11 protein-coding genes and 1 pseudogene are annotated in these 14,000 nt (G+C 54.9%); 5 read left to right on the forward strand and 7 right to left on the reverse strand.

What is annotated here, in order from left to right:
* Nucleotides 1–296 (forward strand): annotated as a pseudogene (locus ACR0L3_RS20355) (thioredoxin peroxidase); the annotation flags it as partial.
* Nucleotides 297–499: 203 nt separating this feature from the next.
* On the opposite strand, the gene ACR0L3_RS20360 reads toward ACR0L3_RS20355, so the two are convergent.
* Together ACR0L3_RS20360 and ACR0L3_RS20365 are read right to left on the reverse strand one after the other, a co-directional pair.
* A complete protein-coding gene (locus tag ACR0L3_RS20360) occupies nucleotides 500–1,330 on the reverse strand; it encodes a class I SAM-dependent methyltransferase (protein WP_480747619.1) in 831 nt (276 codons plus the stop codon).
* Nucleotides 1,331–1,476: 146 nt separating this feature from the next.
* Nucleotides 1,477–3,906, reverse strand: coding sequence for a GcvT family protein (locus ACR0L3_RS20365; RefSeq protein ID WP_480747620.1), 2,430 nt, complete (start codon nucleotides 3,904–3,906; stop codon nucleotides 1,477–1,479).
* A 102-nt stretch (nucleotides 3,907–4,008) separates the two neighbouring features.
* Between ACR0L3_RS20365 and ACR0L3_RS20370 the strand changes: the two genes are divergently transcribed.
* A complete protein-coding gene (locus ACR0L3_RS20370) occupies nucleotides 4,009–4,941 on the forward strand; it encodes a LysR family transcriptional regulator (protein ID WP_480747621.1) in 933 nt (310 codons plus the stop codon).
* Nucleotides 4,942–5,295: 354 nt separating this feature from the next.
* Entirely contained in the window at nucleotides 5,296–7,209 is a 1,914-nt protein-coding gene (locus ACR0L3_RS20375; RefSeq protein ID WP_480747622.1) for an adenylate/guanylate cyclase domain-containing protein, read from the forward strand.
* A 50-nt stretch (nucleotides 7,210–7,259) separates the two neighbouring features.
* Here the strand turns inward: ACR0L3_RS20375 and ACR0L3_RS20380 are convergent, their stop codons facing one another.
* On the reverse strand, nucleotides 7,260–8,894 hold the full coding sequence (locus ACR0L3_RS20380) for a winged helix-turn-helix domain-containing tetratricopeptide repeat protein (RefSeq protein ID WP_480747623.1): 1,635 nt from the start codon (nucleotides 8,892–8,894) through the stop codon (nucleotides 7,260–7,262).
* Nucleotides 8,895–9,060: 166 nt separating this feature from the next.
* On the opposite strand from ACR0L3_RS20380, the gene ACR0L3_RS20385 reads away from it, so the two are divergent.
* Complete coding sequence (locus ACR0L3_RS20385; RefSeq protein ID WP_480747624.1) at nucleotides 9,061–9,477, forward strand: hypothetical protein; 417 nt, start codon at nucleotides 9,061–9,063, stop codon at nucleotides 9,475–9,477.
* A gap of 221 nt (nucleotides 9,478–9,698) precedes the next feature.
* Here the strand turns inward: ACR0L3_RS20385 and ACR0L3_RS20390 are convergent, their stop codons facing one another.
* The 4 genes from ACR0L3_RS20390 to ACR0L3_RS20405 all read right to left on the reverse strand — a co-directional run bounded on the left by ACR0L3_RS20390 (nucleotide 9,699) and on the right by ACR0L3_RS20405 (nucleotide 12,783).
* Entirely contained in the window at nucleotides 9,699–10,184 is a 486-nt protein-coding gene (locus ACR0L3_RS20390) for a MaoC family dehydratase (RefSeq protein WP_480747625.1), read from the reverse strand.
* Between the two features lie 79 nt (nucleotides 10,185–10,263).
* A complete protein-coding gene (locus ACR0L3_RS20395; RefSeq protein ID WP_480747626.1) occupies nucleotides 10,264–11,022 on the reverse strand; it encodes an SDR family NAD(P)-dependent oxidoreductase in 759 nt (252 codons plus the stop codon).
* Nucleotides 11,023–11,329: 307 nt separating this feature from the next.
* Nucleotides 11,330–11,713, reverse strand: coding sequence for a carboxymuconolactone decarboxylase family protein (locus ACR0L3_RS20400; RefSeq protein WP_480747627.1), 384 nt, complete (start codon nucleotides 11,711–11,713; stop codon nucleotides 11,330–11,332).
* An 86-nt stretch (nucleotides 11,714–11,799) separates the two neighbouring features.
* The gene (locus ACR0L3_RS20405; protein ID WP_480747628.1) at nucleotides 11,800–12,783 is read right to left on the reverse strand and encodes an aldo/keto reductase; all 984 of its coding nucleotides are present in this window, start codon (nucleotides 12,781–12,783) and stop codon (nucleotides 11,800–11,802) included.
* A gap of 123 nt (nucleotides 12,784–12,906) precedes the next feature.
* Between ACR0L3_RS20405 and ACR0L3_RS20410 the strand changes: the two genes are divergently transcribed.
* Nucleotides 12,907–13,776: a LysR family transcriptional regulator gene (locus ACR0L3_RS20410; RefSeq protein ID WP_480747629.1), complete on the forward strand. Its 870-nt coding sequence runs from the start codon at nucleotides 12,907–12,909 to the stop codon at nucleotides 13,774–13,776.
* The last annotated feature ends 224 nt before the right edge of the window (nucleotides 13,777–14,000 follow it).

Here is a 14,000-nt window from a genome sequence, read left to right on the forward strand (position 1 = left end):
ATCCGATCGAGAAATCTCTCGCGGACCAGGATGAATTCGGCTGGGAGTTTGATCTAGCTTATGATCTCAATGAAGATCAAATGAGGGAATTGGGTGTCTATGTAACGGATCCTATTTCGCCCAACGAAACGGATCGCCGTTTTGCCGAACCGGCATCCTTTTTCATTCTTCCGGATGGCACGACGCAAATTGTTATTTTGTCCAACGGGCCTGCGGCACGTCCGGATCTGGAAGAGTTGCTAGATGGAATGAAGTTCAATATCTCGAACAACCGGCCGACGAGGGGGATGGCTTGAAGATATGCGTCCGTTGTGGGTTTTGTAGCTAAGAGCTGGCAAGCTTATTAACCAGTGAAATCATGGAACGATACGCGGGGTGAGACAAATAGAATTTATTTGGGATACGCTTACGGCTGCTACGGAATAGCACTCTCGTGCCGGAGCGGCCATTGGCGCCCTGTGCAGAGAAGGTCTGGATCGAGCCCGGAGTAGACACAAAGTTAGATGGTTAGACGTGCGTGGATCTCAATCGGGGCTATCAAGCCGCCTTCTACATTTCGAACCATATGCTGAATCTTCAGCGCAGTGTTATCGCCCATGATTAGATGCAGACCAAGGGGTGGAGGACCATCTGCGCGGCTTTGCGCGGCCGCCAAATCTGCAAAGAACTGTTTGGCAAATGCAGTGCGGTCGATCCGGTCGCCAACCTTGAATCCAGCGGATTTCAACGCCGCCTCATATGTCTCCGGTGGTGCTAGCGCGCTCTGATCTGAAGAAGAAGCCCAAGGAGCCGGATAGTCCATGGGCCCTTCTCCGACCTGCATCACATCGTAAATTGCAAAGATGCCCCCTGGCTTGAGAACCCGTTTCGCCTCCTGCGCTACGCCCACTTTGTCTTCTATGTTCATACCTACGTGGATCATATATGCGGCGTCCATGGATTCAGCTTCTATCGGTAAATCGAGCACGCTGCCTTCGATTAGGTGAACCCTATCCGACAATCCGGTCCACTCGGTAAGGACGCGTCCGGTCTCCACAAACTCTGCGGTCAAATCAATGCCGGTTACGTTCGCTCCTATGGTCGCTGCGATATAGCGTGCTGGACCGCCGAGACCACATCCCAAATCGACAACCTTGCTTTTTGGCGAAAGGTTTAGAGCTTTCACAAAAGGTTCGGTCGCAAGGCGTCCGCCAATGTGAAACTCGTCAACCGGAGCCAACGCGTCATGAAAAAATGGCGGGGTTAAGTCCAGAGCTGCGCAGCCGTCAGAAATCTGTTTAAGCAAGTGTCCGGAATGGTAATGGCGCGCGACCTCATTGGGATTGGTCATTTCGAAGCCCCCTAATCGGTGCTGGTAGTTTACACACTGTGATCCTGTATGTCAGCTTTGTCCGCACAGCGGTCACTGATGCACTACGCAGCGAACGACTGCACCGAGCCCTTCTCGACAGATGCTGCGCTGGGATTAAATGTCCGCTAATCGGTTTGACCGCGCGGGATGGTGTGCGCGGCGTCATAGATGCAGCTTTCGACAATAGTTGCCGCAACGCGATTGCCGATCAGCAACACGCTGAGGTCAGTGCCAACGCCCGCGTGTGTGGGATCTACATAGGCCATCGCAAGATTCTTGTCGGTGCGATACCCCCAAGCGGCTGAGGTGATGGTCCCGACCGGTTTCACGCCGTCAAACACTGTTTCACCGGGATGGGCAGGCGCGGTTTTGCTGTCGATTGCGATCAAGACCCGTTCACGGCGGTTTCCAAGTGCAATTTGACGTTCTAAACCGGCCTTGCCGGGGAAGTCTTTTGACAGGTCGACAAAGCGTTCGACACCGGCCTCGATGGGGTTGAATTCAGTGATGAAATCGCTCTTCCAATGGCCATAACCCTTCTCCATACGCATGGATTCAATGGCGTACATGCCGAAATGGGCCAGGCTGAACGCTTCGCCTGCTTGTGTCAAAGCGAGGTAGGCGGCGTGAAGCTGGATGTTCGGTATGTGGACCTCAAATGCCTGTTCACCCGAAAAGCTGACGGCCATGACCGTGGTTTCAACATGTCCGACGAAACAGGTTTGCGCGGTCATCCACGGGAAATCGGTCTGGGCAAAGCTGGTGCGCGGGCAGGCCGCGTCCATCAGCGCGCGGGCATGAGGACCTGCGATGATAAGAACGGTGTGACTGTTCGTCAGGCTGTTGATCTGGATGTCGGACCCGGCAGGCAACCGTTCCGCGAGCCAATCCATGTCGTGGTATTCAGCGGCAGCGGCGGAGCAATACCACAGGTGGTCATCGCTGAACTTGGCCACGGTTGCCTCACAGTCGATATTGCCGTTATCGCTTAGAAAATAGGACAGCCCCACGCGGCCTTTGGCTTTGGGCAATTTGGTGCAAGTCAAGCCGTCGATCCATGCGGCGGCATCGGTGCCGGTGATTTCAAAGCGATTGAATCCTGACAATTCGGCGATGCCAACGCACATTTGCACGGCCTCAACCTCAGCTCTGACCACATCGTGCCAGTTGCAGAACCTATAGCTGCGCTCTTCGATGAAATCGGGGCTGGGCTGGTAGAAATTCGTCCGCTCCCACCCGTTGACCACGCCAAACTCAGCGCCCTGTGTCTGCAGAATCGGATAGAGCGGCGTTGTCTTGGCGGGCCGCCCAGCGGGGCGGTGTTCGTGGGGCATGTGCCACTGGAATTCCATTTGGTAGTCTTCGATGGATTTCAGAGCGGTGTATTCTGTGTTGGCAAAGCTGGTGATCCGGCGCGGGTCGAGTTGCCAAGTGTCCCATTCAGTTTCACCATGCACCATCATCTGGGCGAGCATTTTGCCGTACCCACCGCCTTCGCCGATGCCAACGCGAATGCCGTTCATCGACCACAGGTTGCGCCGCCCCGGTTGTTTGCCGACAAGCGGGCCAGCGTCGGCAGCATAGGCAATGGGGCCATTCACGACCGACTTGATCCCGACATCGTGTAGGCAGGGGAACCGTTCAAAAATAGGCTCCATCTTCGGCAACAGCCGGTCCAAATCATCGGGGCACAGCGCGTTGACGAAGTCTGGGTCAATGCCGTCCATTCCGAAGGTTTTGCAATCCATTTCATAGATGCCGACCAAAAGCCCCTTCTTTTCTTGCCGCATATAGAACGTATCGCGCGGGCAGCGGACCATGGGCACACGGTCTGGCCGCTCCACCAGTTCGGGGATGTCCTCGGTGACGAAATACATATGTTCCATGCTGATAACGGGGTATTTGATGTCGAGCATTTCGCCGACTTCATTCACGCGATATCCTGCGGCGATCACTACATGTTCGGCCTCGATATCGCCTTTGTCTGTATGGACGATCCATTCGTTGTTCGGCTTTTGCCTAAGGCCCGTAACAGGGCAATTGCGGGTAATCTCAGCCCCTGCTTTACGTGCCCGACGCGCCAGTGCCTGACATAGTTGTGCAGGGTCAATGTCGCCGTCCAGATCATCCCAGAGCGCCCCCAACAGATCATGATCCTGCAGCAAAGGATTGCGCTGTACGGCCTCGGCGGGTTCCAGCAGGTTGAATTCAATCCCAAGGCCCTTGGCGACCGAGATAATGTGGTTCGAGGCATCCATATTGTCCTGATCAGTAATCAGACGCATCCCGCCCGTGCGGTGATGATAATTGATCGGGTAGTCGGGATCATCGGCCAGTTCTTTGTAAAGCTGGATCGTGTATTTGCGCAAAAGCAGCAACAATTGGTTGAACGCCAGTTGTGGGCATTGCGCGGCGGAATGCCATGTCGTGCCTGACGTCAGTTCGTTGCGTTCCAAAAGCACAACATCTGTCCAACCTTCCTGTATCAGATGATAAAGCGTCGAAAGGCCGCTGACTCCACCGCCAACAATGGCAACCCGGGCTGACGTGCGCATTTTGAGACCTCCATTGATGCGCTGTGAGTATTCGTCACAAAGTGATTTTTAAAAAACAGAATTAATGAAATACTATATTCTGAATTTCAGACGGAGCGCACGATGACACCGGATATTTCCCTTAAGGCACTCCGATATTTCATGGCCGCGATCAGCGCGGGCAGCATCACGGACGCCGCAAAGGTTGTGAACGTCGTGCCCTCGGCGGTGCATACAGCCGTCAACCAGGTCGAAGAGGCGTTTGGCTTGCAGTTGACTTTTCGCAGCCGCGCCAAGGGGGTTTCCCTTACGGCGACCGGCAAGCAGATGGTGCCCAAAATCCAGAACCTTTTGGACGACTATGAAAGCCTGATGCGTGATGGCGGCGACATGCGCACGCAGGTCAGTGGCATTTTGCGTGTCGGCTACTACGCACCAGCGGCCCCGGCGTTCATGCCTCAGATTATTGAGCGCATTCTGGCCAAGAACGCTGATGTGACCGTCAAGTTTTCGGAATGCGACAACCAAAGTGCCCAAGACGGGCTTATTTCGGGGGCCTATGACGTTATAGTCTGTGTTGCAAACGCAATGAAACCTGGCATCACCTATGAAGCAATGCTCGAGGTTCCCGCCTACGCCTTGGTTGCCAAAAGCCATCCATTTGCCGCGCGGCCTCACATTTCGATGCAGGACCTTCGCGATGAAAACATCGTCCTTCTCGATTTGCCCGTGGTCAGTGAATACTATGCGAGCCAGTTTGAGTATGCTGGAATTGCCCCCAATATCGCTGCAACGGCCACGTCACTGGAAATGGTGCGCAGCCTTGTTGGACGGGGCGTTGGGTGTTCTTTGCTGCACATGGCAGTGGCCAATAATTCAACCTACGCAGGGGATACGGTCATTGCAGTACCGATGGAACCCGCGGTTGAGCCGTTCAAGATTGTACTGGGCCACCTCGGAGGTAATCCTCGCCGCCTTGTCCAAGTGTTTATCGAAGAGTTGCGATCATACTTCGCAGTTGAGGGCACTGAAACACTGAGGGTCAGGTCGCGATAGAGTAAATGGCCGTTTCGTAACCTGACCTTCGAATGATCAATGCGAATGGCGGCTCCATCCGCAAAGCAGACGTTCAAGCAAGTTACAGAAAATGACCGAATTGAGCCCAAATGCGACTTAGGCTATGGGCGCAGCATTTGTCGTTTGACGGCATAGCTGACCTTCGCTGCGGGTGCGAGTGTACTAGCCTGTTGGGCGGAAAGCTGACTTTCGTTGCGGATGCAAATAGTCGGAACCGTCAAGTCGAAGCCGACATTTAGTCTGTTCCATGACAGCCAAATTAGTTGGATTGCCAGAAAGGTGTGCACTGTCGAGATTTCGTGACATCCGTTAGACTGTGAACAGGAGGGTCCTATGCAGCGCCGACTCGCCGCGATCATGGCTGCCGATGTCGTTGGGTATTCGTCGTTGATGGGCAGCGACGAGGCAGGTGTATTGTCCGCTCTCAAAACTCTGCGTTCAGAGATTTTTGATCCCGCAATTGCCAGACATCACGGGCGCCTCGTCAAGTTGATGGGGGATGGTGCTCTTGTCGAATTCACTTCGGTTGTCGATGCCGTAAACTGTGGCGTCGAGATCCAGCGGGCAATGGCTGAGGCTGGTCCGACCATCGCCAACGGGTCGCGGTTGCAACTTAGGATCGGGATAAACCTCGGTGATGTCATGATCGCTGATGGGGACCTTTACGGTGACGGGGTAAATGTCGCCTCTCGCATTGAAGGTCTGGCGGACCCAGGCGGCGTCGCGGTTTCTGAGAGTGTCGTCCAACAGGCCATGGGCAAGGTGGATGCCGGATTTGAGGATCTCGGTTTGAAAAACCTGAAGAACATCGCTGAACCGGTTCGGGTTTTCCGCGTCCTGCCTGACAGAGTGCACGCTTCTGAACAGCGATCAAACAAGCTGCGACTGATGACCGGTGCATCGGTGCTGGTTGGTCTGGGCGTTGTAAGCTTGTTGACGTGGTGGATCGGCTATGATCACGAGCCGCCCGAGGCCATGACCTTTGATGAAGCCGCTCTGTTGACAGAGCCAAGAGGTCCGACCGTTGCGGTTCTGCCGTTTCAAAACCTTAGCAATACGGACGTCCGCGATTTATTGGCTGTTGGCATTGGCGAAGACATCATTGTTGAGCTGGGGAGCTACCAGGACCTCAATGTACTGTCCCGCCAATCCACCCATTCCGTTGGACCAAACGAAAGTGACCCGCGCAGTATCCGGCAGAAATTCGGCGCGGACTATGTGCTGGAGGGCTCAGTCCGGCAGGTTGCAGATCGGCTGCGTGTGACAGCACGACTGATAGACACAGCTTCGGAGCTTCAGGTCTGGTCGGGGGCGTATGACGAAAGCCTCACGACTTTAAATATTCTGGACGTTCAACTGAACATTACTGAAAAAGTAGCCTCGGCTGTGGGTGACGCGGGTGGGGCGATAAAACGCATTCACGCTGGTCATGCGCGTGCGAAACCTCCGGAACATCTCTCGTCTTATGAATGCTCCCTACTGCGCGTTGGTTTTCTGAACCGACGGGATATGCAAGAGCGTGTCCGCGGCTGTATCCTGCGGGTTGTCGAAGACGAACCCGAATATTGGCGCGGGTGGGCGCAATTGGCTGAGGCACTGCTGACGGATGTGAAGCTGTTTACCGGGCTATATCCAGGGACACAGGACGAAAAAATCCAACGCGCGGAAGAGGCGGCGCGGAATGCGGTGTCGCTGAACCCGTATTCTGCGCGCGCTCACTTCCTTTTGGCGCTGGTGCTTCAGATTCAGCGTGATCTTGACGGGTTCTTCTCGTCTGCTGAAACGGCGCTGGCATTGGGGACAGATCGGTATCTGCAAGGGCAGATCGGATACGAGTTCATTTGGTCCGGGCGTCTGGAACTGGGCGCTGCGCTAGTCGAGAACGCAATTGCGCTGGACCCAAATGCAGCAGACCCAAACTGGTATCAGTCACTGGCTGAGTATCATTTCTTGAATGGAGATTATGAAACAGCGCTGAGCACCTATCGCAAGGGGGCACAGCCGGACATTTGGTGGTCGGTTTCTATCGAGGTTGCGATTCTGGCTGAATTGGGTCCGCACGAGGCGGCCATTGCCGCGCGGGATAGGCTAAACAAAATTCGTCCGGGTATAAAGATTGCTGACATTGTCTGGATGTATCGCCGCTTTGCGCGCCCGGATGAACACATTCTGCCTTTCGTGGAAGCCTACAGAGCTGTGGAAATGCCAGAGGGCCGGTTTGTCCCGCTTGAGGATAGTGCAGGCTAACCAACACGGCATGTTATGGCATAGGGTGGCGTAGAGTCTGGCGCCGATTGTTATTCTGGCACGCCCGCTCTTTGCAGGCTTGCCAGCCAGATCCGTCGGTTTTCGGGGTGGTTTTTTGATCCTGCGAATTGCCTGCGCATCGCTGAGATTGACAGCTTCGGGTTAATCTCAAGCGCATCGTTAACAGCCTCTTGGGCATCGTCTTGTCTGCCCATCTCGGCAAGAGTGGCCGCGCTCAACAGGTGATGAAACAGCCGCCAAGTATTGCTTGTTGCCACCGCGCCCAACTGCCGGGCTGCGTCCAGCGCTTCTTCGTAGCGTTCCAGGTGAAACAGGATGTGACCCTGGTAGAAGTACATGTTTTGCAGCATCGGATCGCGCGGGCTTAACCGGATTGCCATTTCTATTTCGGGCAGGGCGCGGTCCTGCATGCGAAACCAGTCATAAGTATGCGCCAATTCCAGCCGGATTCGCGCGTCGTTGGGGTTGAGCGCGACAGCGCGTTCGAGGTTTGCGATGGCTGGATCGGCCTCTCCTGTAAAGCGGTAGATATAGCCAAGGGCCGCATGCGCCTGCGCGTCCTGATCGTCCAGTTCAATTGCCCGTTTGGCCGCCTCAGTCGCGGCAATCAACGTGTCCTGAGGGGTATCCGACCACTGAAAGAAGAATATCGTTCCCAGAGCGCGGGCCAACAGGCTGTGTGCTGCTGCGAATTCCGGATCCGCTGCGATGGCGGACTGTGCAAACGTCACCGCGTCCTGCTGGGCCTCTTGCGAAAACACTGCCTGCCGCGCCCGGCCGCGCAAATACAGATCCCATGCACCCATGTCTTCGGTCGGTTTTTCCTGCGACCGTGCTTCGCCGGACTGATATATCTCAGGCAACAACTGGCCGGCGATGGCCCGGCTGATCTCGTCTTGAACATCAAAGACATCCGTTACCTGACGATCAAAAACCTCGGCCCAGATGGTTTCGGCGCTGTCGACATCAATAAGTTCTCCGCTGATGCGCATTTGACCATCGGCCCTGCGGACGCTGCCGCGGACAACATAGCCAACCCCAAGGTCGCGCGCGATTTCTATCGGGGTTACCTGATCCTTCGTGTAAGAGAACATCGTTGCGCTGGACACAACGAACAGTTCTCGATTGCGCGAAAGATGCGCAATCAAGTCGTCGGTAAGACCATCAACGAAATACTGACCAGTTCTTTCGTCCCCAATATTGTCAAACTGCACAACGGCCAAAGAGGGTTTTCCGGTGTCCGGCAATCGTTGCCGGTCGGCAAATATGGAGAACGACAGCATGGCGATTGCCAAGGCCGACAGAACACCCGCAACAAGAACGCCGCGTTTGGGCGCTTGGGCAACGCGCTCAGGCGGTTCATCCGATGCAACCGGGGCCACAAATTGGAACCCGCGCTTTGGAAAGGTTTTGATGTAGTCTGAGCTTGCCGCAGTGTCGCCCAAGGCCTTGCGAACGGACCGGATGCGCGTGTTCAGCGCCGCGTCCGTGATCGCCGAGCCGCCCCAAATCTCGTCAATGATCTCTTGCTTGCTGACAATCCTGTCTCGGTTCCTGACGAGAAACTCCAGCAATTGCAGGGCCTGAGGTTCCAGGGCAACCTGTTCGCCACAGCGTTTCAATCCCTGTGTCGGATCAAGTTGGAACTCTAAAAAACGGTACATACTGAAACCTACACTCCGCCATGTCCTTGGCTCAACGAAGTTTGCGGATTGTCAGATGAATGTCAGAAAAAATCAGAATCCGATCAAGCCCGGCGCGTTCGCCCAGCGTAACGTTTCCGGGGGTTAGCGTTCCGTAGCATCACACAAAATAATAAGGAGATTGGATATGGCCCAACTGAAAACACTTTGCATCGCGGCTGCGGTCGCTCTGGCGGGGAGCACTGCATTGGCTGAAACGGATCTTGAGGCGGCGTTGGATAACGGTGCCGAGCGCCTCAATGCCGATCAGATCGCAGAGCTTCTGATCGGAAATACTGTCACAGCCACGTCCGGAGAGAAGAGATTTCGCTTTTTCTATGACCCGAACAATGTCGTTAGCGGAGAGCTCGCGAACGGTGGCTGGAATGGTGCCGGTGCATTTGCCATCACCGATACAGATGAGGTTTGTGTCTCTATGGCTGCCGACAAGGGGCGCTATCGCTGTATGACAGTTCTACGTGTCGGGGACTCGGTCCAGAAATTCAGTGCCGATGGAAAGAGAACTTTCGAGCTGCACAGTTTTGAACCGTCTACTGGTCTCTGAGTTTCGGTTTCAAACTGGTTCTAACTCTGGACCTGCCATTTTTCTGGCTGAGGAGAAATCGCAGGCGCGAATACAGCGGCTCTGTTCTCCACGCGCGGTGAATGTGCGAATTGAACGGAAACAGTCTGTCATAGGTCGAACACGTCAAATGCCAGCATTGAGCCGACTGCAGATGTCAAAAAGCTCGGAACCAACCTGTCGCAAGATCAAGGCAAACAGACTTATGTCCGTCGCGCCATTACGTGAATCATGACCAAATTGAGCACCTCAATATCATCCTGGTTAAACGTTCGATAACGGAAACGTACCGTTCCCCGATCGGGCTTGGAGCGCGATGGGGTGAGTACCTCAACAGCAACCCGAGCGCGAAGCGTGTCGCCAGGAAACACGGGGGCTAGCCACCGGACTTCGTCCATGCCATGGCCGCCCAAGTTGGTGTCGGTTAGCACACCGGTGTCACGAAACAGTCGGAAGGTGAGCGCTATGGTTTGAAAGCCGCTGGCAATGATCCCCCCGAAAATTGATTGTGTCGCTGCTACTTTGTCCACGTGAAAGGGCTGAGGATCATACGTAAGTGCAAAGTCAACAATCGCGCCCTCGGTGAGAGTAATCCCACCGGTTTCGAAGGTATCTCCAACTGACAGATCGTCGAAATACTTGCCGCTGGTCATTCCAAAATCATAGTCGGCAGTTGAGTTGTCAGTCAACGAGGGCCCTGGTCCACCATCTGCCAACCATATTGGGCGATCGCAGCAGCCTACAAGCAACGAGGCTCCGAAGATGGCGTCAATCGAGGTGAATTCCACCGTCAATCACCACCGTTTGCCCTGTGACCGATGGACTCTTGCAAAAAGTCAAAACCTGTTGGGCGACGTCGTGGATTGATGTCGTCGCGCCTAAAATCGATCTATCGCGCCAACGTTCAACAAACTCATCCGGAGCGCTCGCAGACATCTGTGTGCCCTCCATTAAGCCTGGGGAAATGCAGTTCACAGTGACATCCGGAGCCAACGCAGCCGCCAAAAACCGGGTAAGTGGCACCACCGCTGCCTTGCTTGGTGCATATGCCGCCGCTGCGCCCCAAACCCCGTGCCCAATAGTGGATGAAAGATTGACTACCCGACCCCATTCGGATGCGCGAAGAAATGGGGCGGCTGCTCTGGTCAAATAATATGGTCCGCTTAGGTTCACGTTCAGCATTTCGGTCCAGATTTCTGGCGTGAAAGCTTCGAGATCTCCCTTGGGGAGGCTATACCCCCCTGACGCCATGCCGGCATTGTTGATCAGAATATCCAAGGAGCCAAATGTGCCAACAACGTTGTCAATACACTCGGAAACAGACACAGGGTCGCAATGATCAATCTTGACCGCTTTCGCCGCATGGTCCTGGTCGATGATGCTCTGGCAGACGGCATGCGCCCGGTCTGCGCCACTCTGGTATCCGACGATCACCTTGACGCCATTGCCGGCAAGTAAGTGGCAAATCCGAGATCCAAGTCCACCGCTGCCACCGCTCACCAAGGCCACGCTGCCTGCGACATCCATTTCTCACCTACGTTAGACTCAAATTCACTCGGGTAGTGTACCAGATTAGAAACGGTTCTACGGACAATCATTGGCGCAAGTTTTACTCAATCCGATATCCTCGACATATTACGTTTGCGAGGAACGTCCGTAATGCGGGCTGCGGTTGAAGCACTGTAAGCGGGTGCCGAATGTCTCTTTGGGGCCGTTGTCACACATCCTGACAAACTGACTTATCGGCAGCTTCGTCCGCTTAGCGGTAAATCGCCGACGTCAACGCGTCAGGTTCGCTGTGCGGGACTATAGAAGCGGTATTGGCCGAGGATTTCTATTCTGTCCCATCTTCTTCGCTGAAAATATCCAGAGCCAAGTTCAGCGCGTTGATGGCTGCTGGAAATCCACCATACAAAGACATTTGCCAGATTGCTTCGGCGATCTCGGTCTTGGTGAGCCCCGCCTTGAGACCTCCTTCGATGTGAATGCGAAGCTGCGGGGCGGTTTGTCCTCCCAAAGCTGTCAATGCTGCAATCGTGGCAAGGCTTCGATCCCGCAGGGACAAACCAGGGCGATCATAATGTTGACCGTATACAAAGCTGATTAAGTCCTGGGGCATGCCCGGTAACAATGCGCCATACCGGGCTTCAAGAGCCTCCTCCAAGCCCGGATTGTGTATTTCAGTCAACGCTTTGCCGCGCTCATATGCGTTTTCCATACCGTATCTCTGTTTGGTTAGGGCCAAAAGGTTTTGTCAGATCACTGTTCAAATTGGGTCACAACAACATCCAGTCGAGGACTGGCTCAGACGTTGACCCCTTTCATGCCTTCTGCGGTGTATCGTGCGCCGGACACTGGAAGCTTCGCCAGGCCATTATCTAGCTCCTGCAAATCCTTATCGCTCAGACTGATTTCGGTAGCGGATGAGTTTTCCCGCAGATAGCGGATCTTTGTCGTACCGGGGATTGGGACGATATTGTCGCCCTGGGCCAGCAGCCATGCGAGTGCCAGTTGCGCGGGTGTACAGTCCTTGCGGTTGGCAACTGCGCGCACTAGATCGGCAATACGCCTGTTGGATGCAACGGCCGCGGCCTGAAAACGCGGTAAAGATGCGCGAAAATCCCCTACTTCAAATTCGTGATCAGCTTGGAATCGCCCAGTCAGGAAACCGCGCCCTAGTGGCGAATAGGGTACAAAGCCAATCCCCAGATCGCGGCAGGCGGGCAGCACCTCTTTTTCAACATCGCGCGACCATAGTGAGTATTCCGTCTGCACGGCAGCTACCGGATGCACGGCGTGCGCGCGACGCAGTGTGTCCGCACTGACCTCGCACAAGCCGATCCGGTCAACCTTGCCTTCCTCGACCAGGCGCGACAGGCCACCCATCGTGTCTTCGATGTCCTGCGCACGGTTGATCCGATGCACATAGTAGAGGTCAATCCATTCAACTCCGAGACGCTTCAGTGACGCCTCGCAGGATGCCCTTGCATAGTCCGGGCTGTTATCGAGGCTGCGCCGGTATTCGCCGGGTTTACGAATGATGCCAAACTTGGTTGCGATTTTTGGGCGGGCTTTTGATTGCTTTAGGAACGCCCCTAGCAGCTCTTCGTTGTGATAAGGGCCATACATGTCGGCGGTGTCGAAAAAATTGATACCGAGATTCAAGGCCTCGTGCAGCACACGTTTTGACATGTCGTCATCACGCGGGCCGTAGAACTCGCTAATCCCCATACATCCGAGGCCAATCGCTGATACGTCGAAGCCTTTCGCCAGTGTCCGCTGTTCCATGCATCTCTCCTTGTCTGTTGACCAGAGAAATGGCATTTTCAAATCTGTACAAACACCCTCGAAAACGAAAAATGGATTTCCAAAATCGGAAAACACTTAAACCATGACCTGATCTGGGATGACATCCGTGCTTTCCTAGCTGTGGCGCGGGCGGGCACATTGACCGGCGCGGTGGCGCAACTGGGTGTTGGGATTGCTACGGTCTCGCGCCGGATCGAGCGGCTGGAACTTTCAGTGGGCCAGCCAGTATTTACACGACACCAATCCGGTTACCGACTGACCACTGATGGTGCGGCGCTTATCGAGCGCGCGGAAGAAATGGAGGCGGCGGCCCTGTCGCTGACTTCTGGGCTGCGGCACGATGCGCCAGTGGCGGGTACCGTGCGGCTGGCCACAGCCGAGAATTTGGCAACTGGCCTGATCATTCCGGCGCTGAAGCGATTGAAGGCAGAGTATCCGCGCTTATCGCTGGAGATCGTGACGGATGTAGCGACAGTAAGCCTTCATCGGCGTGATGCAGATATCGCTCTGAGAATGGTGAAACCTGATCGGGGCAATGTCTCGCTGCAAAGGTTGGGACCTTTGGGTTTCGGCCTTTATGGCTCTACTGAATATGTGTCAGCACGCGATGCAGGATCGGATACTAATGTCTTTGACCATGACGATTTCATTAGCCGGTCCGAGGCCTACGCGAACCTACCAGCGGCGCGGTGGGTTGAGCGGATCTTAAGGGGACGCCGACCGACACTGGTGACGACATCGCTGGCAACACAGTTTACCGCCTGTGAGAGCGGTCTCGGCCTAGCGATACTGCCGCATTTTTTGGCGCGTCCGCGCGGATTAATTTGCCTAAATGCGGAGCTTGGCGCCGATCAAACGATTTGGCTTGTGACCCATTCTGATCTTGTACATTCACGTCGTGTCCGCGCCGTCGCGGAATTCTTGCGCGATCTGGTGCAGAAGAACCGAAGTCTACTAAGCGGTCAGGGTTGATGCCGTCTTTGTTTTAGATAGAAACCACCGCTTCTGCTCGCGCTCCCAAGAGCAGTCATTGGCACTGCTGCGGCGAACGGCAGTAAAGTCCGCACAGCGGTCATTGATGCACTAAGCAGCGAAAGACTGCTTTGAGCCCAAATCGACGGATGCTGCGCTGGGGTTAAATGTCCGCTTTCAGCGAGCTAACTCGGCGGTTAGTCTTCCATCGCTTCATAAATGCC

Source organism: Ruegeria sp. CK1 (genome assembly GCF_056536545.1).